The organism is Rhizobium sp. PP-F2F-G48, from assembly GCF_004342335.1.
Lineage (GTDB): Bacteria > Pseudomonadota > Alphaproteobacteria > Rhizobiales > Rhizobiaceae > Ferranicluibacter.
The window spans coordinates 105,281-130,288 of record NZ_SLVH01000013.1 but is presented as its reverse complement, the minus strand read 5'-3'; the positions used below and the strand labels follow the sequence as shown (position 1 = coordinate 130,288).

Below are 25,008 nucleotides of genomic sequence, written 5' to 3'. Positions count from 1 at the left end.
CACGCCCCGGCGATTGGGATCAGGCTCCCGAAATCGGCAAGCCCGGTATCGCGAGAAGAGGCTGCGGCGTGCAGCTTCATCCCGCTTCGCAGAGAGATATGGGAGGCATTTTTGCCGAATTAAAGAGCAGAATCGGCCTTGCCTCGGCTTTATCGCGAGATTGTTTGCGTCGGATCGAAGGCCCGCAAAAGGGCGGGATCGACGATCCAGCCCTCCAGCGGATCGGCCTGCGGCGGGATGCCGAAACCAGCGTCCTTTTGCCCATAGGCCCATCCTGCCTGCACGGCGCAGAGGAGCGCATCCAGAGCATCCGCTGTGGGCTCATCGGCAAGCGTGCGCGGCGCTTCGATCCGAAGGCCGCTGCGGGAAAGATCGGCGGCGGGATCGCAGAGGCGGTCGAAGAGATCGAGGCGGGCCGCGAGAAGCGCCGGCGTCTGCAGGCTGCGCGTATCGTTCTTGTAGGATCGCCGCCCGATCAGCCGCCGCGCCATCACGCCGGGATAGGCCTCGACCACGACGCGGCTCGGATCGCCCGCCCGCAGCAGCGGCAGGTGCACATCGGAGGCCAGCAGCCGGCGCGCACCCTCGTAGAACATCAGCCCGACCGGCACCCCATGCAGTTTTTGCGGACTGATCCCGCCCGTCGAGCGATCGATGAACCGCTGGTGCTCCTTGTCACCCGCCGCCCGCGGCAGGCGATACGCCGTCAGCATCTCATAGAACGCCGCCCGCGAAAGCCCCGAGACATGACCGACATAAGCCTCCCACGACAACGGCCAGCCGATCGTCTCGATGAATTTTCGCGACTGCCCGAAGGGAAAGTCGAGCCCGGCGATCCAAGGGCCCGAGGAGGAGAGAAAACCCGTGAAGCCTTCGAAATGCGTCCAGCGATGCAGCGCCGCGAACCGCAGCGTCCCCCCGTCCAGCCGGCACTCGACGCAGGTGATCGGCTTCTGCCGTGAGGGAGCCGAGGTGAAATCGATGCCGAAGACGCGCATCCCGGCACCATCCGTCCCCGTCGCGCGCGCGTCGCGTCTGGCGGGCTGGGACAGCGGCGGCACGGGCGTTACCTCGGTGCGGGACGCAGCATCCGCTTCGGGCGTCGGCTCCAGCCGAGGCAGCACCGTCATCGCCTGGAGGATGGCGGCCACATGCATCGACTGGCCGATCAGTCCGGTGCCCAGACCGGCGAGCACGGTTTCGATCGGCAACAGCTCGACCGTCAGCCCGTCTTCTTCCGCATCAAGCTTCTGGTCGTCCACGCGGACGACATCGTGAGCAAGAAAGGCATGCACCCGGTTCGTCTGCATCGAGGGATTGGGATAGAGCGAACTCAGCCATTCCATCCGCTCGCAGCGATATCCGGTTTCCTCCAGCAGCTCCCGCCGCGCCGCCGCCTCCGGGCTCTCGTCGCTTGCTTCCATGCTGCCGGCTGGCGCTTCCAGCAGAACCTTGCCCACAGCATGCCGATACTGACGGACCAGCACCATCTGCCGATCCGGCGTAATCGCCACGACCGCCACCCAGTCGGGATAGGTCAGAACATAATAGGGATCGACGCGGAGCCCGGACGGCGTCTCGCAGGCGTCCACACGGACATCGATACGCCGGTCGCGGATCAGAGACCGCGAACGCAGGATCTTCCAGGTCTCGTCATTCCCAGCCATGGCCGGTCCCCCTCCCCTTACGATAAAGCATGTCGCACAAAACGGTGCAAAAGCGCAGGAAGCGAATCTGCAAGATCGCGCAGCGTTTCGGCGCGACCATACCCTCATTCGCATCGGCGCGACGACGTTTCCCACCGCCTGCATCCTATTTGTAAGAATTGACAAACACTTAGAAATCCCGAACCGAGGGGAGCCCCATCTCAGGGCAACCCGACGCCCCGGAACGCCTATCCATGCCAAGCACAAACCCGCAAGCCTCCTTTCGAACCATCCTCTCCGCCATTGCCAGGACGATCGTTCTTGTCAGCCTCGTCGCCGGGCCCGCATCCGCGGCCGGAAACACGCCGTGCAGCGGCAGGAAAGGCGGTATCGATCACTGTCAGGGAGAGCGCTTCATCTGCCGCGACGGTTCGATCAGCGCCAGCAAGATGTCCTGCTCAGCAACCCATCGGCCGCTCGGGCTTCTCGGGACGTCACCCCAGCCAGCGCCCGTCACATCGGCACCAGCAACGGGCACGACGAGCTGCGCCTGCCGCAGCGGCACGTTCTGCACCGGCCCACGCGGCGGGCGGTTCTGCCTGTCCGACAGCGGCGCGAAGAGCTACTTGCGGAAATAGAACCGCCCACGAAAAAGGGCGACGTTGCCGCCGCCCTTCTCCCTGCGATGATCTTGCGACCGCTTACTCGGAATCGGCCAGAGCCGGTGCTTCCGGCTGCTCGCCGGCGGCACCCTCTTCCGCTGCACCTTCTGTGCGGCGCGGACGACGGGGACGCGGCGCAGCGCGGCGGCGCGGGGCGCGGCCGGCAGAGGCTTCTTCTTCGATGATGACCTCGGCGGGCGTGCCTTCGATCTCCGGCTGCGGGCCGGTTCCGTCGATGACGGTTTCCGGCGCTGCGGCCACGGGATGCTGGGCAGCAGCCGGACGTTCGCCGCGGGGCTGGCGCTCCGCACGCGGTGCGCGTTCGGCACGCTCAGCCCGTTCCGGCCGCTCGGCGCGTTCGGTCCGTTCTGCACGTTCGGGCCGTTCTGCACGTTCGGGCCGCTCGGCCTGCTCATTGCGCTCTGGGCGATCCGGGCGCTCTTGACGGTCCTGGCGTTCCGCCTGAACCGGACGTTCGTTGCGATCCGACCGTTCCTGACGGTCCGGCCGCTCGGTGCGCTCGGCCCGTTGTTGCGGCTGCGGCTGCGGCTGGCGGGGCTGTTCGCGACGGGGCGTCGGCTGCTGGATCATGGCGGGCTGGTCGTCATAGCCCTGATCCTGATCGTCATCCATCATGCCGTCACGGTCGTTGCCGTCCATGTCGTTGCCGTCATAGGACTGGCGATCGTCGCGCTGGAAGCGCTCCTGCATCTGCGCCTGTGCGGCAGCAATGATGCGGTTGTAGTGCTCGGCATGCTGAAGATAGTTTTCGGCGATGACACGGTCGCCGGAGCTCTGGGCATCCCGGGCGAGCGTCGTGTACTTCTCGGCGATATGCTGCGCGGTGCCGCGAATCTTAACGTCTGGGCCGGAGCTGTCATAGGTCCGGGTGAGCGGGTTCTGCCCCTTCCGGTTATGATTGTTGTTGCCGCCGCCGCCGCCATTGTTATTGTTGTTATTATTGTTGTTACGCCCACGGCCGCGCTTGTTCTGCTGTCCTGGCCTCATCCTATCGTCACCCGAAATCTCTTGATCATGATGGTTCATATGGCGTCCGGCCTCATGGCTCCGGCCATCGTGGTAAACACCCCCTCGCAGCTCCCGACATCAGGGGGAGGCAGAACGAGAAGGCACGCCGCGACCCAGCAGCCTGAAAAGGCATCTTGCTGGTTGGCGTCAAATTAACAGGTACCCGCACCAGGCACTGTCGACCCAAGCTCTTGTGTCAGAAGAGCATTCCCTGCGGAGAGGTCTGACCGGAACGAATCCTGAAATCCTTGACCGTCTGCTCAGTGCGTGGCGGCAACCTAGCCGTCTTCCCCGGCAATTCCAAGCCTTTTCTTTGCATATGCGAAAAGAACGCCGCGGTGCGGAGCGAGTAAACGCCCGCTTTCCCACAGGTTTGACGGCCGAACCGTCATACGCTCGCAACATCGGCACGGCGGAAGACAAGCACCCGGTCGTTCCCGCCGAGATCGCGCAGGAAATGCGTTCTCTCGAAACCTTCCACAGCGAAGATGCGCGTCACACTGTCCTTCTGATCGAACCCGATTTCCAGACCGACCACGCCCTCATCTTCAAGGACGCCCGCGACGCGGCCGGCAATGGTCCGGTAGGCATCCAGTCCGTCGGTCCCACCATCGAGCGCCAGCATCGGATCGAACAGCCGGACCTCCGGATCGAGCCCGTCGATGATGTCGGAGCGGATGTATGGGGGGTTCGAAACGACGACATGGTAGCGCCCCTCGATCGTTTCGAACCAGTCGCTTTCCACCGTCCGGAAGCGTTCGGCGAGCCCGTGGGCCCGCGCATTGGCCGCCGCCGTCGAGAGAGCGTCGGCCGAAAGATCGACGCCGACCCCGGTCGCCTCGGCAACCTCGCTCAGCAGCGCCAGGCAGATCGCCCCCGTGCCCGTGCCGAGATCCAGAATCCGGCACGCGCCGATCCGCGCCACCGTCGCACGCACATGCGGAAGCATCGCCTCGACCAGCGTTTCCGTATCCGGCCGCGGCTCCAACGTTTCCGGCGACAGCGACAATGTCAGCCCGTAGAAATCCCGGCGACCCAGAATGCGGTGCAGCGGTTCGCGCGCCAGCCGACGCGTGATCGCGGCGCGGATCGATGCCGCCTTGTCCGTCGCGACGACATCACCGCCCCGGCTCATCAGCCCTGTCGGCGTCAGGCCGAGCAGACCGCCGACGAGAATGCGCGCCTCCTGCGCCGGATCGTCGAAATCCGCCTGCCGGAGCGCCGTCCGCACCTCGGCGGCCAGACTGTCGACCGTATCGCCCACCGGTCAGCCCTGCTGTTCGCCGAGACGGGCGAGCTGGTCGGCCTGGTAATCGGCCAGCAATGCATCCACCACCTCGTCGATCTCGCCCATCATCATCCGGTCGATCTTGTAGAGCGTCAGGTTGATACGATGATCCGTCACCCGGCCCTGGGGAAAGTTATAGGTGCGGATGCGCTCCGACCGATCGCCGGAACCGACCTGGCTCTTGCGGGAGGCCGAGCGCTCGCTGTCCGCCTTCTGCCGTTCCATGTCGTAAAGGCGCGACCGCAGCACCTGCATGGCCTTCGCCCGGTTCTGGTGCTGCGATTTCTCCGAACTCGTGACCACGATGCCGGAGGGCATATGGGTGATGCGCACCGCGCTGTCGGTCGTGTTGACGTGCTGGCCGCCGGCACCCGAGGAGCGCATCGTATCGATGCGGATGTCCTCGGCGCGGATGTCGATGTCGATATCCTCGGCCTCGGGCAGCACGGCGACGGTGGCGGCGGAGGTGTGGATACGCCCCTGCGTTTCCGTATCCGGCACCCGCTGGACGCGGTGCACGCCCGATTCGAATTTCAGCTTGGAGAACACGCCACGTCCGGTCACGGTGGCGATGATTTCCTTGAAGCCCCCGGCGTCGCCGTCGCTGGCGCTGAGCACCTCGACTTTCCAGCCCTTGTCGGCGGCGTAGCGCTCATACATGCGGAAGAGATCGCCTGCGAAAAGGGCCGCCTCCGAGCCGCCGGTTCCCGCGCGGATTTCGAGGATGGCGCTCTTCTCGTCGGCAGCGTCCTTCGGCAAGAGCAGGATCTGCATCTCGCTTCCGAGCTTTTCCAGCCGTTCCTCGATCTCCGGCTTTTCCATCTCGGCGAGGTCGCGCATGTCGCGGTCGGTCGTCTTGTCGGACAAAAGCGTCTCGATGTCGGCAAGCTCCGCCCGCGCTTTTTCGTACTGGCGGATCTTTGCGACCACCGGCTGAAGCTCGGAATATTCGGATGCGAGCTTGACATAGACATCGGCCGCCGGCCCCGCCGACATGCGCGCCTCGATCTCGCCGAACCGCCGCTCCAGCTCCCGCATCTTCTCGACAGGTAATGTGGCCAATGCTTACTCCAGGCCGCTCCGCGGCAAAATCTCGAATGTCAGAAAGGAAGAACGTCCCTCTCCGGCAGGGCAGAGAGGGACGTTCTTCTCTTATTCTCAGCGCCTGCCCGGCCCCTACAACGGAATATCGTTGTCCGCCGCAAAGGCCTTCAGAAGCTCCCGCGGCGTGCGCGTTCCCTTGGTGTCGTCCAGCAGGGTGTTCAGTTCCGGCGACAGGCGCGCCAGATTGGTCGCCAGCAACATCGCCTTGACGGGTCCGACCGCCGTCGGAGACATCGACAGCGAACGGAAGCCGATCGCGAGCAAGGCCAGCGCCGAAAGCGGCTTCGACGCCATCTCGCCGCAGAGCGTGACGGAGGTGGCGTTGCGCTCGCCGGCGCGCACGATATCGCGCAGCATCCGCAGGAACGGCCGGCTCAGCACGTCGAAACGATCCGAGACGCGGGAATTGCCGCGGTCCACCGCCATCGTGAACTGGAACAGATCGTTGGACCCGACCGAGACGAAATCGACCTCGTGCATCAACTCGTCCAGCTGGTAGAGCAGCGCCGGCACTTCCAGCATCGCACCGAACTGCAGCTTGCGCGGCAGCTGCTCGCCGACCTTCGACTGCCGCTGGATTTCCTTCTGCAACAGCTCGCGCACGGCCTTCAGCTCAAAGACCTCGGTGACCATCGGCAACATGATGCGCAGTTCCTGGCCTGCCGAAGCCCGCAGCATTGCGCGCAACTGCGTGCGCAGCAGGCCGGGCCGGTCGAGCGACAGGCGGATCGCCCGCCAGCCGAGCGCCGGATTCTCCTCCTCCGCCGCGCGGAAGTAGGGGACCACCTTGTCGCCACCGATGTCGAGCGTGCGAAAGGTCACCGGCTTGCCGGCGGCCTGTTTCAGCACATTGCGGTAAAAGGCTTCCTGCTCTTCCATCCGCGGCATGGTCGAGGCGATCATGAACTGCAGCTCGGTGCGGAAGAGGCCGATGCCCTCGGCACCCGATTCGTCGAGCTGCGGCAGATCGACCATCAGGCCGGCATTCATCTGCAGCCGGATCCGGCTGCCGTCCCTCGTCACCGGCTCGACGCCGCGAAGCGCGCGGAACTGCTCCTGCCGGCGTGCGCGCAGACGGACCTTTTCCTCATAGGCGCGCTGAAGATCGGCCATCGGGCGCAGGTGCACCTTGGCATCGTCGCCGTCGATGATCATCGCATCGCCGTTTTCCGCGAGCGCCACGGCACCGGCCGCCTGGCCGACCACCGGAATCCCCATGGCCCGCGCGACGATGACGACATGGCTCGTCACCGCGCCGTCTTCGAGCACCAGCCCGCGGATGTTCTCGCGCGGATAATCGAGCAGCTCGGCAGCGCCCATCGCCCGCGCGACGACCACGGCATCGACCGGGAAATCCTTGTCCGACACGCGTGCGCCATAGCCCGTCAATTGCCGCAGCAGCCGGTTGGCCAGATCGTCGAAATCATGCATCCGCTCGCGCAGATAGGGGTCCGTCAGGCGCATCATCCGCGCCTTCGTCTCGCTCTGCACGCGCTCGACCGCGGCTTCCGCCGTCAGGCCGTTGCGGATGGCCTCTTCGAGCTTGCGCACCCAGCCGCGATCATGGGCAAACATCCGGTAGGCTTCGAGCACCGCGCGATGCTCGCCCTCCATCGACACGTCGCGCCGCGACAGCATGTCGTCGATCGAGATCCGCAGCGATCCCAGCGCCTCGCCGAGCCGCGACAGTTCCTTGTCGGTATCGTCGTTCAGGAGATTGGTGACGACGATTCGCGGTTCGTGAAGGACGACATAGCCGAGACCGACGCCCTCGTTGAAACCGGAGCCTTCGATCGTCACGGGACGCGACAGGTCGAGTTCGAGTCCCGGCCGCGTGATCTTCTTGAGTTCGCCGGTCGCCACCATTTCGGCCAGCACCATGGCCGTGGTCTCGAGCGCCTCCACCTCGTCGTCGCGATAGGTGCGGCTTGCCTTGTTCTGCACGACGAGAACGCCGAGCGACCGGCCGGTGCGCAAAATCGGCACGCCGAGGAAGGAGTGGTAGACCTCCTCGCCCGTTTCCGGGAGGTAGGTGAAGGCGGGGTGCGACTGGGCATCGGAGAGATTGAGCGGGCGCGCGCTGGCCGCGATCGTTCCGACGAGGCCCTGCCCCATCTGCAACTGCGCCAGATGCACGGCATCCTTGTTCAGGCCCTCGGTGGCGTAGAGTTCGAGAACGCCGTCGGAGCGCAGCACATAGACCGAGCAGACTTCCGCAACCATGTTCTGTGCGATCTGACGCACGATCCGGTCAAGCCGCTCCTGCGGCTCGAGCGGCTCCGCCATCAGTTCGCGCAGCCGCTTGAGAAGAACGCGTGGACCGGACAGGTCTCTCATCGCGCAACGTCTCCCCGATCAAAGAGTGGAGGTGCAGACACCTCGGGCGGCAGCCCTTCGGCCGCTTCGCTTAATTCTTATCCAGCCCGTAGACGGAATGCAAAGTCCGAACGGCCAATTCGGCATACGCACCGTCGATCAGGATGGAAATCTTGATTTCCGAGGTCGTGATTGCCTTGATGTTGATGCCCTTGTCGGCCAGCGCACGGAAAGCCGACGCTGCAACGCCGGCATGGCTGCGCATGCCGATGCCGATGACCGACACTTTGGCGAGGCCCGATTCGTTCTGGATCGCGTCGAAGCCGATCTTGGTCTTCTCCGCGTCGAGCACGCGCAGCGCCTTGTCGACATCGCCGGACGGCACGGTGAAGGTCATGTCGGTCTTCGATCCGTCTTCGGAGATGTTCTGGACGATCATATCGACATTGATATGCGCTTCGGCGAGCGGTCCGAAGATCGCGGCGGAGACGCCCGGGCGATCGTTCAGACGCCGCAGCGAAATTTGCGCCTCATCCTTGGCATAGGCGATGCCGGTCACGACTTCCTGTTCCACGATCTCTTCCTCATCACAAATCAGCGTTCCCGGCGGGTTCAAAAGATCGCCCATGCCGGGCGCGTCGGGGTCTTCGAAACTGGAGCGCACGAAGGTGCGGACCTTGTGCACCATGGCAAGCTCGACCGAGCGCACCTGCAGCACCTTGGCGCCGAGAGATGCCATTTCCAGCATTTCCTCGAACGCGATCTTCTTCAGGCGGCGCGCTTTCGGCACGATGCGCGGGTCGGTCGTGTAGACGCCGTCCACGTCGGTATAGATGTCGCAGCGATCGGCCTTGACCGCGGCCGCAATGGCGACCGCGCTCGTATCCGAGCCGCCGCGACCGAGCGTGGCGATCCGGTTGTCGGGGCCAAGCCCCTGGAAGCCGGCAACGACGGCCACCTGGCCTTCGCCGAAGCGGCGGATGAGGTCCGTTCCGTCGATATCCATGATCCGCGCCGCGCCATGGGCGTTGTCGGTCCGGATCGGGATCTGCCAGCCCTGCCAGGAGCGGGCGTTGATGCCGATGTGCTGCAGCGCGATGGCAAGCAGACCGGATGTCACCTGTTCGCCGGAGGCGACGACGGCATCGTATTCGCGAGCATCGTGCATGGGCGAGGCATCGCGCGTCCAGCCGACGAGCTCATTGGTCTTGCCCGACATGGCGGATACGACGACGGCGACCTCATGTCCGGCATCCACCTCGCGTTTCACATGCCGGGCGACGACCCGGATGCGATCCATGTCCGCGACGGAGGTTCCGCCGAATTTCATCACGATGCGTGCCATCTGCCTCTACCGGTACCAGAGATTGCGCGCGCCGCGCGCCTGCCGAAGTTGGCGGTTCCATAGCGAAGTTGCCGGAAACGCGCAATGGCCCAGGAACGGGGGCCAGGAACGGAGGCCGCATCCCGCCTGTGGGGCGAGAGAGGAAATGTCGCAGGCCTTGACAAGAGCGGGGTGCCGGACGACTTCACGGAGAACGCCTGAGTTTTCCGGAGACGACACCATGACAGACGCGGCCCGCACGACCATCGACCAGTCCGAAGTCGATCGCTTCTCGGCGCTGGCGGCGGAATGGTGGAACCCGCACGGCAAGTTCAAGCCGCTGCACAAGTTCAATCCGGTCCGCCTGTCCTTCATCCGCGACCGGGCTGCCGAAACCTTCGGCCGCGACCCGAAGGCGCCGCGTCCGCTGGAGGGCCTGCGCGTCCTCGATATCGGCTGCGGCGGCGGGCTCCTGTCCGAGCCGATGGCCCGCATGGGCGCGGACGTGGTCGGCGCCGATGCCTCCGAGAAGAATATCCGCATCGCCGAAACCCATGCCGCCGGCAGCGGCGTGTCCGTCGATTACCGGGCGGTGACCGCCGAAGCGCTGGCTGCGGCCGGAGAAACCTTCGATATCGTTCTCAACATGGAGGTGGTCGAGCATGTCTCCGATGTCGATTTCTTCCTGTCCACCTGCGCCTCCATGGTCCGCCCGGGCGGCATGATGGTGGTCGCGACGATCAACCGGACGATGAAGGCGGCAGCGCTCGCCATCTTCGCCGCCGAAAATGTCCTGCGCTGGTTGCCCCGCGGTACCCATCAATATGAAAAGCTGGTCCGCCCGGAAGAAATCGAAAAGCCGCTCTCCGCATCGGGACTGACCATCACGGAGCGCACCGGCGTCTTCTTCAGCCTGTTCACGAACCAGTGGAATCTCTCGCGTGACATGGACGTCAACTACATGATGATCGCCAAGCGCCCCCGCGACTGATCGAGCCGGGAAAGCGTCTCAGTTCACCTCGTCGGGCAGGATCGGCAGCGGCGCGACGTCGATGCCCTCCTCGAGAAGCGCCCGCGCCTCTTCCAGCGTCGCCCGGCCGATCAGGCCGCGGGCATCGGCCTCGCCATAATGGATCTTGCGGGCTTCCTCGGGAAATTTTTCGCCGACATCCTCGGCATTGGCGCGAATGGTGGAGACCATCTCGCGGATCTTCGACAGGGCCGCTTGCTGCGCCTGATCCCTCATCAGGCCGCGCTGCTTGTCCTTGCGCCGCCCGGTCGAAAGCGCCGGCGCCATCAGCGCACGGCTGACAGCTGCCGTCCCGCAGACGGGACAGGTCACCAGTCCGCTTTCGGACTGGGCATCGAAGTCGGAACTCGACCCGAACCAGCCTTCGAAGCCATGTCCCGCATCACAGGTCAACGCATAGCGTATCACGCGATGGCGCCCCCGCTTGTCCGGGTGCTGACATCCAGGGGTGCGACCGAGAATTCCCGCGCATTCTTGAGATTGGGGATCTTTCCGCGCGCACCGGCAACGGCAGCAATGTCGAGATCCGCCGTGATGACGGCCGCGCCGCTCGGGCCGGCCTCGGCGAGGATACGACCCCAGGGATCGACGATGATCGAATGCCCGAAGGTTTCGCGCCCGTCCTCGTGCACACCGCCCTGTGCGGCGGCGATGACGAAAAAGCCGTTCTCGATGGCCCGGGCCCGCAGCAGGATTTCCCAATGCGCCTCGCCGGTCTGGCGCGTGAAGGCGGCGGGAACGGTCATGATCTCGGCTCCCGCCACCGCCTGACGACGAAAAAGCTCGGGAAACCGCACATCGTAGCAGATCGCAAAGCCGAGCTTGCCGAACGGGAGATCGGCGAGCCGAGCCGTTTCACCCGGCGTATAGGCCGCGCTTTCCCGCCAGCTTTCGCCATTGTCGAGATCGACGTCGAACATGTGGATCTTGTCGTAATGGCAGATCTTTTCGCCATCCGGCCCGAAGAGAAATCCGCGATTGGCGATCTTGCCGTCGGAAAGACCGATGGCCGTCGAGCCGATATGGAGGTGGATGCCGAGCTCGGCGGAAAGCTTGCGCGCGGTCTGCACGATCACGTCGTCGTCTTCCCCGCGAAGGGCGGCCCGCAGGGCTGCGCGGTCGCGTTGCAGGGCGCCCGTCATTTCCGGGGTCTGGACATAGGTCGCGCCCTGCCCGGCCGCCTCGCGGACGAGGTCCGCCAGGACGGCAGCGTTCCGTTCGGGCGCGGTGCCGGAGCACATCTGGATGGCGGCAACGCGGACGGTCATGAGGGCGGTATCCTCAGGCTGCCAGCATGGGATCGAGCTTGCCGGCCCGGTCGAGCGCATGCAGGTCGTCACAGCCACCGACATGCTGGCCGTTGATGAAGATCTGCGGGAAGGTGGAGCCGCCATTCGACTTGGCGATCATCTCCTGGCGAAGATCGGGCGAATAGGTCGCGTCATGCTCCTCGAAGGAAACGCCCTTGCTGGACAGAAGCTTCTTGGCGGCCGAGCAATAGCCACAGGCCTGACGGGTATAGAGTACGACGGAAGCCATGAACGATACCTGAGTTCGGAGTGTTTCCACACCAGCATGACGCTGATGCCCTGCGATGTCCGACACGTTCGGCTGGAACCGTCTGGCCCCGCCGCCTGTCGTCCTCCGGTCATATAAGCACGGTCACGGCTCTTGCAAAGGTCAAAACCGTCACCTCGCTCGCCCCGGCGCGCTTCAGGGCCCGCGTCGCGGCGGCAACCGTGGCACCGGTCGTGTAGACGTCGTCGACCAGAACGATCCGCCGCCCGGCGACGAGCGGCTGGCCCGCCTCCGTCACCCGGAACGCCCCGCGCACATTGTCCTGACGCTGCGCCGCACCCAGACCCACCTGCCGCGCCGTCGGCCGTTGCCGCACCAGCGCCTCCGACACCATCGGCCGGCCGGAGAGACGGGCGAGCGCACGCGCCAGTTCCGCCGACTGATTGAAGCGGCGCGACCAGAGCCGGTATTTGTGCAGCGGTACCGGCACGATCGCCTCGGCCGCCTCGACCGCCCCCTCCCCGGCCCTGAGCATCCAGGCCGCCATCATCGGCGCGAGATCCGTCCGGTCGGTATATTTCAGCGCATGCACGAGATCGCGCGCGATCCCCGTATGGATGGCCACGGACCGCAGCCGCGTGAACGGCGGCGGGTTGGCGATCGCATCGGCCGATAGGATGCCCCGACCGAGATCGTGGGAAAAAGGAACGCCGAGCACCTCGCAGAACGGCCGCTCGATCAGGCGGAGGCTTGCCCAGCAGAGCGGGCAAACGGCCGCATGCGACTGAACGAAGCGGGCGCAGCCGCGACAGACCGGCGGATAGAGAAGATCGGCAGCACGCCGACCGACCGCCAGCGATCCCGCAACGAGCGCGGCACGGACGCGCCCGACGCGGCCGTGTGGGCGCTCACCCGCATCCGGATCGTCGCCCGGTGGGTCGGCGCGTTCGGCCGCGTTTCGGCTCGTCGTTTCCACGGGCTGCCACTCCACCTCCATCTGCCGGATGCGTCCTTCCGCGCGCTCGACCGTTAGAAGATGGCGCCCGCTCTTGCGCAGTCGCGCGCCGGCGATGATATAGGCCGAGAGAAGGAGACTATCGTGGATATCGTATTTGACCAGCCTCTTGTTGAAGCCCGGCGCCTGCGCGCCCTGAAGGCCGGCGATGAGAAGGCCCAGTTCCTGCTCGACATCGTGGGCCAGGATCTTGCCGAGCGGCTCGCGGTCGTGGAACGCCGCTTCGAGACGGCGGTCGAACTGCATGGCTATACCGGTTTGACCGCCCGCGCCGTGATGGCCACCGGCAAGATCGGCAGGCTGACGCGCGTCGAGACCGACGCGGCCTTCGGCGGATCGGAGGAGATCGCTATCGCGCCGCTCGAAACGGTGCCGGTCGCACCCGCCAGCGTCAATCTCGTCGTGTCGCCGCTCTCCCTTCACCTGACCAACGATACGCCGGGCGTGTTCATCCAGATCCGGCGGGCGCTCGCACCGGACGGCCTGTTCCTTGCGGCCATTCCCGGCAACGGGACGCTGCAGGAACTGCGCGAGGTGCTGCTTGCCGCCGAAAGCGAGATCACCGGAGGCGCCAGCCCGCGTGTCATCCCCTTTGCCGACGTCCGCGACATCGGCGCCCTGCTGCAGCGCGCGGGCTTCGCCCTGCCCGTGACGGATACCGAAACCTATACGGTCCGCTATGCCTCGCTGTTTGCGCTGATGAAGGATCTGAAGGCGATGGGGATGACCAATCCGCTGGCCGCGCGCAGCCGCAAGCCCCTGTCCCGCGCCGTGTTCCTGCGCGCTGCCGAACTCTATGCCGAACGCTTCGCCGATCCGGACGGCCGCATCCGCGCGACCTTTTCGGTCATCTTCCTCTCGGGCTGGGCACCGCATGAAAGCCAGCAGAAACCGCTTGCACCGGGCTCGGCCAAGATGCGTCTCGCAGATGCGCTGAAGGTGGAGGAGACGTGAGCACGGGACGCGAGAACAAGCGACGGCGACACCTGACAGGCCGCCGCGCGCTTTCAATCACCGGAAGGTGAGGACACTACTGCCCGTGCGTCACGAGAGCGTTCGTGACCGTATTGAAGACGTTCGTCAGTTCCTTGGACATGGCCCCGAAACCGCCGATGATGGCGACAGCGATGATGCTGCCGATCAGACCGTATTCGATGGCGGTCGCGCCCTGACGGTCGGAGAGAAATCGCTGGAACATGGGCATCACGGACATTCCCTCCAAACCGGATTTGATCAGCAGCCGCTCTTGCCGCCATCGCCATTGACGATGCAGACGGCGCCCGGCATTTCCTGCAGGACGCTGCGGCGGACGGTGTAGCGCTTGGTACCCTTGTCGTCGGGTATCGAGCCCGTCGAGATGGTATCGTAGTCGATCGGCGCGTTCGCGAGAACCTTGGTCGTGTTTTTGCTGGCCATCATCGGGGTCAGAATCAGCGTCAGCGCGATGACCGCCGTCCCGAACAGCAGCGCAAGATTGAGCACGCCGGTGCGCCGGTACTCGCCCTTCGTCAGGTCCTTGTCCTGAACCGTTCTCCAGAAATCATCGTCCACCATGGCCTGCCTCTTGCCTTTCCGACGCGGCGGAATGCTCCGTTTTCCATCCTCGGTCGCCGCGCGCCGGTCCCGTCCTCCCGAAGGGCGGCGCGACTCGGCATCACGTGCTGGCCATTGTGCCCGTCGGAGATAAACGTTCCATTAACGCACAGGCGGGAGAACCTCGAAAAGGCCTTTGCTTCAGCGTATTCGGGAAGAGGTTGGCAAGGTTTTCGGGATAAGGCGGATGAGCGGCGGAAACGGTCGGCCGCTACAGAAGGTCCATCAGATAGGGAATGAGCGGCTCGTCGGCCGGCGGCATCGGATAGTCGCGAAGCGCCTTCGCCCGGACCCATTTCAGCGCCTGACCCTCCCGCCCCTGCGGTACGCCCTCGTAGCGGCGGCAGACATAGAGCGGCATCAGCAGGTGAAAGTCCTCATAGGCGTGGCTGGCGAAGGTGAGCGGCGCAAGGCAGGCCACCTTGGTGCGGATGCCGAGTTCTTCCTCCAGTTCGCGGATCAGCGTCTCCTCGGGCGTCTCGCCCGCCTCGACCTTGCCGCCGGGAAATTCCCACAGGCCCGCCATGGACTTGCCCTCCGGACGCTGTGCCAGAAGGATACGGCCATCGCCATCGATGAGGGCGCAGGCGGCAACGAGCAGCAGCCGACGGGGCGGGGTCGAATCCATGGTCATTCCTTAGGCGGCGTTCGATAGAGATAGCGGTAGGCCTCGGTGAAGCCGAGCCGGCGATAGAGCGCCAGCGCCGGTTCGTTGTCGGCCTCGACCGCAAGCCACGCCTGGCGGGCCCCCTTCAACCGCGCCCAGCGCAGGCTGGCGCCGACGATATCGCGGCCGATGCCTTCGCCGCGACGGTCGGGCCGGACGGCGACCAGCAGCAGGCCGGCGAGATCGTAGTCCTGGACGGCCAGCGCGACCGCGGTCGGTCCCTGCCCGATCTCCTCGAACAGGAACAGGCCGCACTCCGCCCGGATCGCCTCGATCACCGAGGTCAAAGCCGCCCTGCTTTCCGGCGGATCGCCGGCAACAGCGATGCGCGCGTCCACGAAGCGGCCGACATCGCGCAGCGGCACATGACCAAGTTCGTCGCTGGCCGGATGCGGCGGAATATCCGCCGTCATGACGACCGTTTCGGACAGACGCGTCCAGCCTTCCGCATCGAGATGGGCGACGAGGCCGGGCGGCGTCAGCGGCGTCTGGCGCACCGTCGGAACCAGACCGGCGTCGCGAAACTGCCGGGCAGCCCGCTCCAGCCGGCCGGCCATGTCGCTGCCGTCATGCGGATCGAGCGGGTTGATCGAGTTCAGCCGCCGCGAGCCGTGGGCCGGCGTCATCCGCACCAGCCAGCTGCCATCATACGCAGCGGTCGCGGCCGGCCAGGCCCGAAAGCCGATCGCTTCCAGACGCCGCACCAGCGGCAGCTTCCATCGTGTCGTCTCATCCAGCATCGGCATATCCGGTCGGCAGTCTCAAGAGCCCGGTTTCGCACTCAGCTCCGGTAGTCGCCATTGATCTCGATATATTCCTTGGTGAGGTCGCAGGTATAGACGGTCGCGGTGCCCGAGCCGAGCCCGATCTCGACCTTGATGGCGATGTCCTGCTCCTTCATGACGGCGGTCGCGGCCGCTTCCGAATAGGCCGGGTCGCGCTCGCCGTTGACGGCAACACGGATATCCCCGAACCAGATGGCCAGCCGGTCGCGGTCGGCCTTCTCGCCTGCCTTGCCGACAGCCATGACGATGCGACCCCAGTTGGCGTCCTCGCCGGCCACCGCCGTCTTCACGAGCGGCGAATTGGCGATCGACAGGCCGATCCGCTTGGCGGCGGCATCGCTCTCGGCGCCTTCGACCGTGATGGCCACCATCTTGCGCGCGCCCTCGCCGTCGCGCACCACCTGCAAGGCGAGGTCGAACAGCACGGCATTGAGCGCTTCGCGAAAACCGTCGAGCGCCGCATCCGACGCATCCTCGACGCGCGCCTGACCGTCGGCCGAAGCCGCACCCGTTGCAAACAGCATCAAGGTATCCGACGTCGAGGTATCGCTATCCACGGTCACGGAATTGAAGGACGGGCCGACGCCCTCAGACAACAGGGCCTGCAGGGCCTGCGGCGCGATATTGGCATCCGTGACGACGAAGGACAGCATCGTCGCCATGTCGGGCGCGATCATGCCGGCGCCCTTGGCGATGCCGTTGATGGTCACCGTGACGCCGCCGATGGTCGCCGAGCGGGTCGCGACCTTGGGATAGGTGTCCGTGGTCATGATCGCCTTGGCGGCCTCCAGCCAGACGTCTTCCGTCCCGCGGGCATTCATGTCGCCGAGCACGCCGGCGAACTTGGTCGCATCCAGCGGCTCGCCGATCACGCCCGTGGAGGCAAGAAACACCTCGCCCGTCGCGCAGCCCACAGCCTCGGCCGCCGATGTGGCGGTGAGTTCGGTCGCGGCACGGCCCTTGACGCCCGTAAACGCATTGGCATTGCCGGAATTGACGACGACGGCGCGGGCGACGCCGCCCGACAGGTTCTGGCGGCAGAAATCCACCGCGGCCGACGGGCAGAGCGAGCGCGTGAAAACGCCGGCAACGGCAGCCGGCGCGTCGAACACCATCATCAGGACGTCCGTGCGGTTCTTGTACTTGATGCCGGCTTCGGCCGTCGCCATGCGCACGCCGCGCACCGGCGGCATGTCGGCGAAGGTTTTCGGGGCAAGTGGAGAAACGGAACCGGACATGGAAGGACCTTCGCGGAAAGGGCTGACAGGAGACTGAGACGGCAGAGGGCAGGTTCGGCAAACGAAAATCCCGAAGGATCGCCTTCGGGATTTTCACTCATGATGGACGGTTGTCACAGCAGCGTGACAGACCGGCGCGCGGGGCGAAGGCGGCCCTGATCCTCACCCGGAGGATAGAACCGCCCCGGCCGCCAGTGCCGGCCTAGTTGGCGCCTTCGACGGCGTCGCCTTCGGTGGCGCCGGCTTCGTCGGCCTTGTTGGCCTCGTCATAGGCCTTCTTCAGGGCGGGGTCGCTGATCTCGACGCCGGCATCCTTCTTGGCATCGGCCAGAAGCGCCAGATACTTGTCGCGCATGACGAGCTGCTTGACCTGCGGCTCGACCTGTTCGAGCGGCGGCGGCGGCTGCAGGCGCTTGTCCTCGAGAAGGATGACGTGATAGCCGAACTGCGACTTCACCGGGGTCTTCGTATAGGCGCCCTTCTCCAGCGCGAACGCGGCTTCGGAAAATTCCGGCACCATGCGCTCCTTGGTGAAGTAGCCGAGGTCGCCGCCGTCGTCCTTGTTCGGATCGGTGGACTTTTCCTTGGCAAGCGTCGCGAAATCCTTGCCGGCATCGAGGTCCTTGATGATGGCCTTGGCTTCATCCTCGGTTTTCACGAGGATGTGGCGGGCCTTCACCTCTTCCTGCGGCTTGATCCCGGACACTTCCTTCTCATAGCGCGCCTTGACCTCGTCGGCCGTGACGGCATCGACGACGTGCTTCTTGAAGTAGGCGTTGTGAAGTTCGCGGTCCGTCAGGTAGGCGAGACGCTTCTTGAAGTCTTCGCTGTTCTGCACGCCTTCGGCTTCGGCGTCCTTGGCAAGCAGCTTCACGTCGACGAGACCCGAAAGGGCTGCGGCGCGCTTCTGTTCGTCGGGAAGCTGGGCCAGCTGCGGATCGAGCGAGGCCATTGCGAGATCGAGCTCGGACTGATGGATCTCGGCGGTCCCGACCTTGGCGACGACCGGATCGGCGGCATCCTGGGCGAAGACCGGCCCATGGATCGCGATCACGGCGCCAAGCGCCACGGCAGCGAGCAATCTGGATTTCAACATTCCGTAAACCTTTCCCGATGGGGTACCGGATCCGCCCTTCGCGGCCGGGTCGCCGACCTCACAAACACCAGAATGTGGCCGTTGTGTAGCCTTGCAAAACCGGCATTTTCAGCGAAACGTCGCTCAGCAACTCCCGTTGACATCATTCGACCCCCCTCTTATCTGTCACGCAACCTCGCGTCCAGAACAAGATCCGGGCGTTTTGGCGCAGTTGACGGGAATTCGAACCCACGCGCGGAACGCCGACGTCACATGAAAGGACCATCTTCATGGTCAGTCTCGGCGGCCTCGCCCGCAAACTCTTCGGGTCCTCCAACGATCGTCGCGTCAAGGGCTACAACACCCGTGTTGCCGCCATCAGCGCGCTCGAGCCCGAAATGAAGGCTTTGAGTGACGAAGCCCTTGCGGCCAAGACCGTCGAATTCCGCCAGCAGCTGGCCGCCGGCAAGACCCTGGACGATCTTCTGGTCCCGGCCTTCGCCGTGGCCCGTGAGGCCGCCCACCGCGTCCTCGGCCTTCGCCCCTTCGACGTTCAGCTGATCGGCGGCATGATCCTGCACGAGAAATCCATCGCCGAAATGAAGACCGGCGAAGGCAAGACGCTGGTCGCGACGCTTCCTGTCTATCTCAATGCGCTGGCCGGCAAGGGTGTGCATGTCGTCACCGTCAACGACTATCTCGCCAGCCGCGACTCGGCCACCATGGCCCGCATCTACGGCTTCCTTGGCCTGTCCACGGGCGTCATCGTCCACGGGCTGACGGACGACCAGCGCAAGGCGGCCTATGGCTGCGACATCACCTATGCGACCAACAACGAGCTCGGCTTCGACTATCTGCGCGACAACATGAAGTACGAGCGGGTCCAGATGGTCCAGCGCGGCCACTTCTTCGCCATCGTCGACGAAGTGGACTCGATCCTGGTCGACGAAGCCCGCACGCCGCTGATCATTTCCGGCCCGCTCGACGACCGCTCCGAGCTCTACACGACGATCGACGCCTTCATTCCGATGCTGGACGAGGCCGATTACGAGATCGATGAAAAGCAGCGCTCGGCCAATTTTTCCGAAGACGGCACCGAGAAGCTCGAGAACCTGCTGCGCCAGGCCGGCCTGCTCAAGGGCGAGACGCTCTACGACGTCGAGAACGTCGCGATCGTCCACCACGTCAACAACGCGCTGAAGGCCCACAAGCTCTTCCAGCGCGACAAGGACTACATCGTCCGCGGCGACGAGATCGTCATCATCGACGAGTTCACCGGCCGCATGATGCCGGGCCGCCGCTATTCCGAAGGCCAGCACCAGGCGCTGGAAGCCAAGGAAAAGGTCACGATCCAGCCCGAGAACCAGACGCTCGCCTCGATCACCTTCCAGAACTATTTCCGCATGTACGAGAAGCTCGGCGGCATGACCGGCACGGCCTCGACGGAAGCGGAAGAGTTCGGCAACATCTACGGCCTCGAAGTCGTGGAAGTGCCGACCAACCTGCCGATCCAGCGTATCGACGACCATGACGAGGTCTACCGGACGACGGAGGAGAAGTTCAAGGCGATCGTCGAGGAAATCCGCCAGGCGCGCGAACGCGACCAGCCCGTTCTCGTCGGCACCACCTCGATCGAGAAGTCGGAACTCCTCGCCGCGCTTCTGAAGCGCGAGGGCTTTACCAATTTCCAGGTTCTGAACGCCCGCTACCACGAGCAGGAAGCCTATATCGTCTCCCAGGCCGGCGTTCCCGGCGCGGTGACGATCGCCACCAACATGGCGGGCCGCGGCACCGACATCCAGCTCGGCGGCAATCTCGACATGCGCATCGAAGCCGAGCTGAACGACGTGGAGCCCGGTCCGGAGCGCGACCAGCGCGAAGCCGCGATCAAGGCTGAAGTGCAGGTCCTCAAGCAGAAGGCGCTCGCCGCCGGCGGTCTCTACGTTCTGGCGACCGAACGCCACGAAAGCCGCCGCATCGACAACCAGCTGCGCGGCCGCTCCGGCCGTCAGGGCGACCCCGGCCGCTCGAAATTCTACCTGTCGCTGCAGGACGACCTGATGCGCATCTTCGGTTCCGAGCGCATGGACTCGATGCTGCAGAAGCTCGGCCTGAAGGAAGGCGAGGCGATCGTCCATCCCTGGATCAACAAGGCGCTGGAGCGCGCCCAGAAGAAGGTCGAGGCGCGCAACTTCGATACGCGCAAGAACCTTTTGAAATATGACGACGTGTTGAACGACCAGCGCAAGGTCATCTTCGAGCAGCGCATCGAGATGATGGACAGCGAGGACGTCTCGGAAACCGTGGCCGACATGCGCCACGAGGTCATCGAAGACATCGTCGCCAAGCGCATTCCGGAAAAAGCCTATGCCGAACAGTGGGATGTCGAGGGCCTGAACACCGACGTCCGCGAAACGCTCAACCTCGACCTGCCGATCGCCGCCTGGGCGGCCGAGGAAGGCATCGACGAGAACGACATCCGCGAGCGCATTCTCACCGCCGCAGACGAGGCCAATACGGAACGCGCCGAGCGCTTCGGGCCCGAGATCATGCGCTATGTCGAGCGCTCCGTTGTGCTGCAGACGCTCGACCATCTCTGGCGCGAGCATATCGTCAATCTCGACCACCTGCGCTCCGTCATCGGCTTCCGCGGCTATGCCCAGCGCGATCCGCTGCAGGAATACAAGGGCGAGGCCTTCGAGCTGTTCCAGGCGCTCCTGACCAATCTGCGCCAGGGCGTCACCGCACAACTGATGCGCGTGGAACTCGTGCGCGACGCCGCCCAGGCGCCACAGCCCGAGCCCCCGGAAATGTTCGGCCATCACATCGACGCCCAGACGGGCGAGGACGAATTCGCAGACGACCGCAACCTCGCCACCGTCGCACCGGAGAACCGCGACCCGACCAACCCCGCCACCTGGGGCCGCGTCTCCCGCAACGAAGCCTGCCCCTGCGGCTCCGGCAAGAAGTACAAGCACTGCCACGGCGCCTTCGAGGCCACCGAGGCCTGAGGAAAGGCCTCTCTCGACCGACCATGAGAACACCACGCTTCGATACCGAGCGTGGTGTTTTCTTTTCTGGCGATTATCCTTCCGATTTCATGGACCGACGTCTGCTTGAAAGCACTTTGCATGCCGTCCGCTGCATGCCATTGTCCCTGCAAGTCCTGTTTCCAAGCACCCGGGGAGACCACATCATGACATCGCTGGATCTCTTCCTTCCCTTTCTGATCACCACGGGTCTGTTTGCCTTCCTGCCCGGCCCGGCCATGCTTTATGTGGCCGCCCGCACGGTTGCGGCCAACCGGCGCGCCGGGCTGATGGCGACGCTTGGCATTCACCTCGGCTGCTATGTCCATGTGGCCGCCGCCGCCGCAGGCCTGTCGATGCTCTTTCAGGCCGTGCCGACGGCCTATCTCGTCGTCAAGCTCGCCGGTGCCGCCTATCTCGTCTATCTCGGCATCGCCATGTTCCGCACGCCGGCCCGCCGCGAGGGCGACGCGAACGCCACGCCGGGCCTTGCGCCCAAATCCGCCCGCCGGGCTTTCGTGCAGAGCATGATGGTCGAGGTTCTCAATCCGAAGACGGCGATCTTCTTCCTCGCCTTCCTGCCGCAATTCGTCGATCCCGCCGCCGCCGTTCCCGTCGCCTTCCAGTTCGTCGTTCTCGGAACCATCGTCAACATGATGTTTTCGCTAGCGGATATCGTCTGCGTCCTGCTCGCCGAAGCCGTTCTCGCGCGTCTGCGCACCTCCGGCCGGGCCGAGCGCCTGATGCAGAAGATCGGCGGCACGATCCTCGTCGGCCTCGGCGTCAATGTGGCGTTGAGCCGGTCGTAATCCTGTCGTCCGGGCATCCATCCCAACGGAATGTTAACGCCGATGCGGCATCATCGGGCCCGTGTCGTATGGCGTACAGGTCAGGTAGCGTTTCGTGTTCATGGCAGCGTGTCAAACGGCAGAACGTCTTCTGCCGCAGGGTCTGAAGCACCGGCTCCTGCCGCTGATGCGATGGCTGGAGCCGTTGCTCACCAGCGATGATCCGAAACATCGCGCCCAGCGCATGGCGCTCGTCGCTTTTGCCATCCGTGTCGTCAGCGCCGGCATCGCCTTCCTCTCCCAGATCGTCATGGCCCGCATGATGGGCGAGTTCGAATACGGTATCTTCGTCTTCGTCTGGGTTCTGGTCGTGCTGTTCGGAAACCTCTCCTGCCTTGGGTTCCACACCGCGATCATCCGATTCGTGCCGCAATATCACGCGCTGAACGCGCATGACGAAATCCGCGGCATGATGACGACGGTCCGGATCTTCGCGCTCCTGTCCGCCACCGCGCTGGCGCTCGTCGGCATCGGCGGGCTCGTCCTCTTCGGCGATGTCGTCAACGGCTACTACCTCGTGCCGCTGTATCTCGGCGTCTTCGCCCTGCCGATGATCGCGCTCGGCGATGTCATGGACGGCACGTCGCGGGCCCATAGCTGGGCCGTCTCGGCTCTCAGCCCCACCTATATCGTCCGCCCGGTGCTCATCCTCGTCTTCATGGTCGCCGCGGTGCGGCTGGGCGAAGCTTCTACCGCACAGACCGCGATGATCGCCGCCATGGCCGCCACCTATGTCGCGACCGTCGGGCAATTCTTCATCCTCACCTGGCGCCTTCGCAGGCGCTACAAGACGGGGCCGATCCGGATCGAATTCCGCACCTGGCTGCGCGTCGCCCTGCCGATCTTCCTCATCGACGGCTTCGGCTTCATGCTGACGAATTCCGACGTCGTGCTGGTCGGCATCGCGCTCGATCCGGAAAGCGTCGCGATCTACTTCGCGGCCGCCAAGACCATGGCGCTCGTTCATTTCGTGCTCTTCGCCGTCAAGGCCGCCGCCGCACCGCGCTTCTCCGCCGCGATGGGGCATTCGGACGGGCAGCAGCTGTCCGTGATCGCCATCGAAAGCGCGAAGTGGTGCTTCTGGCCGTCGCTCGTCGTCGGCGGAGGCGTGCTCGTCTCGGGCGGCTTTCTCCTGTCGCTGTTCGGTCCGGCCTTCGTGTCCGGCTATCCGTTGATGGCGATCCTCTTTGCCGGCATCATGGCCAAGGCCTTCATCGGCCCGGCGGAAGCGCTGTTGACGATGGGGGGCCAGCAGGCGCTCTGCGTCAAGCTCTACGCCGCCGCCCTTGCCGCCAACATCGCGCTCAACGTTACCCTCATCCCGGTCTTCGGCCTGACGGGTGCCGCTCTGGCAACCGCGGGCGCCATGATGGTCGAGGCGGTCCTGCTGCACGTCGCCGTGCGCCATACCTTCGGCATCAGGCTGTTTGCCTTTGCCGACCCCCATTCCAGACCCGTCAGGACAGACCGTCTCGATGCCGGCACGGCAAGGACGAGACCGATGGATGCAGAGGCCAGCCGACCATGAGCGCCACGCCCCAGTTCCCGACAGACGCCAACGACCGGCCCTCCCGGGTGCCCCGCCGCGAGCCGCTCGCCCATGACCACATCCCTGCCGACACGCTGGTGCCGGTCGGGCGCTCGGGCCGTGAATTCTGCGTCTATCCCGCCCGCGCCGGTTACGATCTGCAGGAGGAACTCGATTTCCTGTCGCATCGGGCGATCGAGCCCAACGTGTTCTTTTCCGGCCGTTTCCTCGCCCCCGCCATGCCCCGCCTGGAGGATCGCGTCGTGCGGCTCGCCATCATTCGCGACCGCAGCGACACCCGCAGCCGGCTGCGGTTTCTGATGCCGTTCTCGGTGGAAAAACCGGGCTTTGCCATCGGCACGCCGATCATCCGCGTCTGGTCCAATCCGTTCGGCCCGCTCGGCACGCCGCTGCTCGATACGGAGGAAGCCGCGGAAACGCTCGACAACCTGTTCGAGGCGCTGGCCAATCCGCAAGCAGGCCTGCCGCCGATCCTGGTCTTGCCCGACCTCCGCCTCAAGGGTCCGCTCGCCCGTCTCGCCCGCGCCGTCGCCATCAGCCGGAACCTGCCGCTGACAGTGACCGACACGTTCAGCCGGCCTGTGCTCGAAAGCCCGCTCGATGGAGACACCTATCTGCGGGGCGCGATCAGTCCGGCACATCTTCGCGAAGTGCGGCGCCAGTGGACGCTGCTTTCCCGCCTCGGCACGGTGACCCACGCGGTCGCACGCCAGCCGGAAGAGATCCGCCTGCGCATGGAGGAATTCCTGGCGCTCGAAGCCTCCGGCTGGAAGGGACGCCAGCGCACGGCCATCGTCATGGACCGTTACCGCGCGGCCTTTGCCCGCGAGGCGATCACCAACCTTGCCGAAGCCGATGCCGTCCGCATTCACACGATCGATCTCGACGGCGTCGCCATCGCCTCGATGGTGGTCTTCATGATGGGCGGCGAGGCCTATACCTGGAAGACCGGCTACGACGAGACCTATGCCCGCTATTCCCCCGGCAAGCTGCTCTTGAACGCGCTGACCGAATGGCATCTCGATGATCCGAACATCACGAAATCCGACAGCTGCGCCGTGCCCGATCACCCGATCATGAGCCGCTTCTGGAAAGAGCGCGAGGAAATGGGTACGCTCGTCATCGGTCTTCGCGCCAACCGCGACCGCGACGTGCGCCAGGTCGCGACCCAGCTCCACCTCTACCGCAACACCCGCAACATGGCCCGCCTGCTGCGCGAGAAGATGCGCGCGCTTGCGCCGAAGGGTTTTCGCTAAGCGTTTCCAGCGACGAAATGCCTTCGACCAAAGAGG

The 25,008-nt window shown here is 65.1% G+C and carries 22 protein-coding genes; 6 read left to right on the top strand and 16 right to left on the bottom strand.

Features of this window, described 5'->3' with window-relative positions; genetic code table 11:
* Positions 1-149: 149 nt before the first annotated feature.
* From C8J36_RS25480 to C8J36_RS22565, 6 genes are all read right to left on the bottom strand, one after another.
* Positions 150-1,667, bottom strand: a complete 1,518-nt coding sequence (locus tag C8J36_RS25480) for an NUDIX hydrolase (RefSeq protein ID WP_245506701.1) — start codon at positions 1,665-1,667, stop codon at positions 150-152.
* A gap of 680 nt (positions 1,668-2,347) precedes the next feature.
* Positions 2,348-3,316: a DUF4167 domain-containing protein gene (locus tag C8J36_RS22585; RefSeq protein WP_132537546.1), complete on the bottom strand. Its 969-nt coding sequence runs from the start codon at positions 3,314-3,316 to the stop codon at positions 2,348-2,350.
* 409 nt (positions 3,317-3,725) lie between these two features.
* Positions 3,726-4,601: a peptide chain release factor N(5)-glutamine methyltransferase gene (gene prmC / locus C8J36_RS22580; protein WP_132537545.1), complete on the bottom strand. Its 876-nt coding sequence runs from the start codon at positions 4,599-4,601 to the stop codon at positions 3,726-3,728.
* A 3-nt stretch (positions 4,602-4,604) separates the two neighbouring features.
* A complete protein-coding gene (prfA, locus tag C8J36_RS22575) occupies positions 4,605-5,687 on the bottom strand; it encodes a peptide chain release factor 1 (protein WP_132537544.1) in 1,083 nt (360 codons plus the stop codon).
* A gap of 114 nt (positions 5,688-5,801) precedes the next feature.
* A complete protein-coding gene (gene ptsP, locus C8J36_RS22570) occupies positions 5,802-8,066 on the bottom strand; it encodes a phosphoenolpyruvate--protein phosphotransferase (protein ID WP_132537543.1) in 2,265 nt (754 codons plus the stop codon).
* A 70-nt stretch (positions 8,067-8,136) separates the two neighbouring features.
* A complete protein-coding gene (locus C8J36_RS22565) occupies positions 8,137-9,390 on the bottom strand; it encodes an aspartate kinase (protein WP_062595641.1) in 1,254 nt (417 codons plus the stop codon).
* Between the two features lie 220 nt (positions 9,391-9,610).
* Here C8J36_RS22565 and ubiG point away from each other — a divergent pair, with 220 nt between their 5' ends.
* The gene (ubiG, locus tag C8J36_RS22560; protein WP_132537542.1) at positions 9,611-10,360 is read left to right on the top strand and encodes a bifunctional 2-polyprenyl-6-hydroxyphenol methylase/3-demethylubiquinol 3-O-methyltransferase UbiG; all 750 of its coding nucleotides are present in this window, start codon (positions 9,611-9,613) and stop codon (positions 10,358-10,360) included.
* 18 nt (positions 10,361-10,378) lie between these two features.
* On the opposite strand, the gene C8J36_RS22555 is transcribed toward ubiG, so the two are convergent.
* The 4 genes from C8J36_RS22555 to C8J36_RS22540 form a co-directional block, all read right to left on the bottom strand.
* Positions 10,379-10,807 carry a DUF1178 family protein gene (locus C8J36_RS22555; protein WP_132537541.1) on the bottom strand — a complete coding sequence of 143 codons (429 nt, stop codon included), beginning with the start codon at positions 10,805-10,807 and terminating at the stop codon, positions 10,379-10,381.
* Complete coding sequence (locus tag C8J36_RS22550) at positions 10,804-11,667, bottom strand: carbon-nitrogen hydrolase family protein (RefSeq protein ID WP_132537540.1); 864 nt, start codon at positions 11,665-11,667, stop codon at positions 10,804-10,806. The genes C8J36_RS22555 and C8J36_RS22550 overlap by 4 nt, the downstream gene beginning before the upstream one ends.
* Before the next feature lie 13 nt (positions 11,668-11,680).
* A complete protein-coding gene (gene grxC, locus C8J36_RS22545; protein WP_062595645.1) occupies positions 11,681-11,938 on the bottom strand; it encodes a glutaredoxin 3 in 258 nt (85 codons plus the stop codon).
* A 109-nt stretch (positions 11,939-12,047) separates the two neighbouring features.
* On the bottom strand, positions 12,048-12,773 hold the full coding sequence (locus C8J36_RS22540) for a ComF family protein (RefSeq protein WP_245506705.1): 726 nt from the start codon (positions 12,771-12,773) through the stop codon (positions 12,048-12,050).
* A 243-nt stretch (positions 12,774-13,016) separates the two neighbouring features.
* Here C8J36_RS22540 and C8J36_RS22535 point away from each other — a divergent pair, with 243 nt between their 5' ends.
* Positions 13,017-13,886, top strand: coding sequence for a methyltransferase domain-containing protein (locus C8J36_RS22535; RefSeq protein WP_132537538.1), 870 nt, complete (start codon positions 13,017-13,019; stop codon positions 13,884-13,886).
* A 76-nt stretch (positions 13,887-13,962) separates the two neighbouring features.
* Here the strand turns inward: C8J36_RS22535 and C8J36_RS22530 are convergent, their stop codons facing one another.
* The 6 genes from C8J36_RS22530 to C8J36_RS22505 form a co-directional block, all read right to left on the bottom strand.
* Positions 13,963-14,136, bottom strand: a complete 174-nt coding sequence (locus C8J36_RS22530) for a Flp family type IVb pilin (protein ID WP_062595976.1) — start codon at positions 14,134-14,136, stop codon at positions 13,963-13,965.
* 29 nt (positions 14,137-14,165) lie between these two features.
* On the bottom strand, positions 14,166-14,486 hold the full coding sequence (locus tag C8J36_RS22525) for a hypothetical protein (protein ID WP_062595647.1): 321 nt from the start codon (positions 14,484-14,486) through the stop codon (positions 14,166-14,168).
* A 250-nt stretch (positions 14,487-14,736) separates the two neighbouring features.
* Positions 14,737-15,153: an 8-oxo-dGTP diphosphatase MutT gene (gene mutT, locus C8J36_RS22520; protein ID WP_062595648.1), complete on the bottom strand. Its 417-nt coding sequence runs from the start codon at positions 15,151-15,153 to the stop codon at positions 14,737-14,739.
* Between the two features lie 2 nt (positions 15,154-15,155).
* The gene (locus C8J36_RS22515) at positions 15,156-15,932 is read right to left on the bottom strand and encodes a GNAT family N-acetyltransferase (RefSeq protein WP_132537537.1); all 777 of its coding nucleotides are present in this window, start codon (positions 15,930-15,932) and stop codon (positions 15,156-15,158) included.
* A gap of 41 nt (positions 15,933-15,973) precedes the next feature.
* Positions 15,974-17,215, bottom strand: coding sequence for a bifunctional glutamate N-acetyltransferase/amino-acid acetyltransferase ArgJ (argJ, locus tag C8J36_RS22510; protein WP_132537536.1), 1,242 nt, complete (start codon positions 17,213-17,215; stop codon positions 15,974-15,976).
* 202 nt (positions 17,216-17,417) lie between these two features.
* Positions 17,418-18,311 (bottom strand): peptidylprolyl isomerase, encoded by an 894-nt coding sequence (locus C8J36_RS22505; protein WP_062595650.1) that lies wholly within the window; start codon positions 18,309-18,311, stop codon positions 17,418-17,420.
* 269 nt (positions 18,312-18,580) lie between these two features.
* On the opposite strand from C8J36_RS22505, the gene secA reads away from it, so the two are divergent.
* The 4 genes from secA (at position 18,581) to C8J36_RS22485 (ending at position 24,972) form a co-directional block, all read left to right on the top strand.
* Entirely contained in the window at positions 18,581-21,301 is a 2,721-nt protein-coding gene (gene secA / locus C8J36_RS22500) for a preprotein translocase subunit SecA (protein WP_132537535.1), read from the top strand.
* A 185-nt stretch (positions 21,302-21,486) separates the two neighbouring features.
* Entirely contained in the window at positions 21,487-22,128 is a 642-nt protein-coding gene (locus C8J36_RS22495; protein WP_132537534.1) for a LysE family translocator, read from the top strand.
* A gap of 100 nt (positions 22,129-22,228) precedes the next feature.
* Positions 22,229-23,695: a lipopolysaccharide biosynthesis protein gene (locus C8J36_RS22490; protein WP_132537533.1), complete on the top strand. Its 1,467-nt coding sequence runs from the start codon at positions 22,229-22,231 to the stop codon at positions 23,693-23,695.
* Positions 23,692-24,972 (top strand): GNAT family N-acetyltransferase, encoded by a 1,281-nt coding sequence (locus C8J36_RS22485; protein ID WP_132537532.1) that lies wholly within the window; start codon positions 23,692-23,694, stop codon positions 24,970-24,972. The genes C8J36_RS22490 and C8J36_RS22485 overlap by 4 nt, the downstream gene beginning before the upstream one ends.
* Positions 24,973-25,008: the final 36 nt, after the last annotated feature.

Coding starts and splice junctions, on each gene's coding strand:
- C8J36_RS22525 (WP_062595647.1), bottom strand. CDS start 14,486: ATGGTGGACGATGATTTCTGGAGAACGGTTCAGGACAAGGACCTGACG.
- C8J36_RS22490 (WP_132537533.1), top strand. CDS start 22,229: ATGGCAGCGTGTCAAACGGCAGAACGTCTTCTGCCGCAGGGTCTGAAG.
- C8J36_RS22530 (WP_062595976.1), bottom strand. CDS start 14,136: ATGCCCATGTTCCAGCGATTTCTCTCCGACCGTCAGGGCGCGACCGCC.
- ptsP (WP_132537543.1), bottom strand. CDS start 8,066: ATGAGAGACCTGTCCGGTCCACGCGTTCTTCTCAAGCGGCTGCGCGAA.
- secA (WP_132537535.1), top strand. CDS start 18,581: ATGGTCAGTCTCGGCGGCCTCGCCCGCAAACTCTTCGGGTCCTCCAAC.
- C8J36_RS22585 (WP_132537546.1), bottom strand. CDS start 3,316: ATGAGGCCAGGACAGCAGAACAAGCGCGGCCGTGGGCGTAACAACAAT.
- C8J36_RS25480 (WP_245506701.1), bottom strand. CDS start 1,667: ATGGCTGGGAATGACGAGACCTGGAAGATCCTGCGTTCGCGGTCTCTG.
- argJ (WP_132537536.1), bottom strand. CDS start 17,215: ATGTCCGGTTCCGTTTCTCCACTTGCCCCGAAAACCTTCGCCGACATG.
- C8J36_RS22505 (WP_062595650.1), bottom strand. CDS start 18,311: ATGTTGAAATCCAGATTGCTCGCTGCCGTGGCGCTTGGCGCCGTGATC.
- C8J36_RS22515 (WP_132537537.1), bottom strand. CDS start 15,932: ATGCTGGATGAGACGACACGATGGAAGCTGCCGCTGGTGCGGCGTCTG.
- mutT (WP_062595648.1), bottom strand. CDS start 15,153: ATGGATTCGACCCCGCCCCGTCGGCTGCTGCTCGTTGCCGCCTGCGCC.
- C8J36_RS22485 (WP_132537532.1), top strand. CDS start 23,692: ATGAGCGCCACGCCCCAGTTCCCGACAGACGCCAACGACCGGCCCTCC.
- C8J36_RS22565 (WP_062595641.1), bottom strand. CDS start 9,390: ATGGCACGCATCGTGATGAAATTCGGCGGAACCTCCGTCGCGGACATG.
- ubiG (WP_132537542.1), top strand. CDS start 9,611: ATGACAGACGCGGCCCGCACGACCATCGACCAGTCCGAAGTCGATCGC.
- C8J36_RS22550 (WP_132537540.1), bottom strand. CDS start 11,667: ATGACCGTCCGCGTTGCCGCCATCCAGATGTGCTCCGGCACCGCGCCC.
- grxC (WP_062595645.1), bottom strand. CDS start 11,938: ATGGCTTCCGTCGTACTCTATACCCGTCAGGCCTGTGGCTATTGCTCG.
- C8J36_RS22495 (WP_132537534.1), top strand. CDS start 21,487: ATGACATCGCTGGATCTCTTCCTTCCCTTTCTGATCACCACGGGTCTG.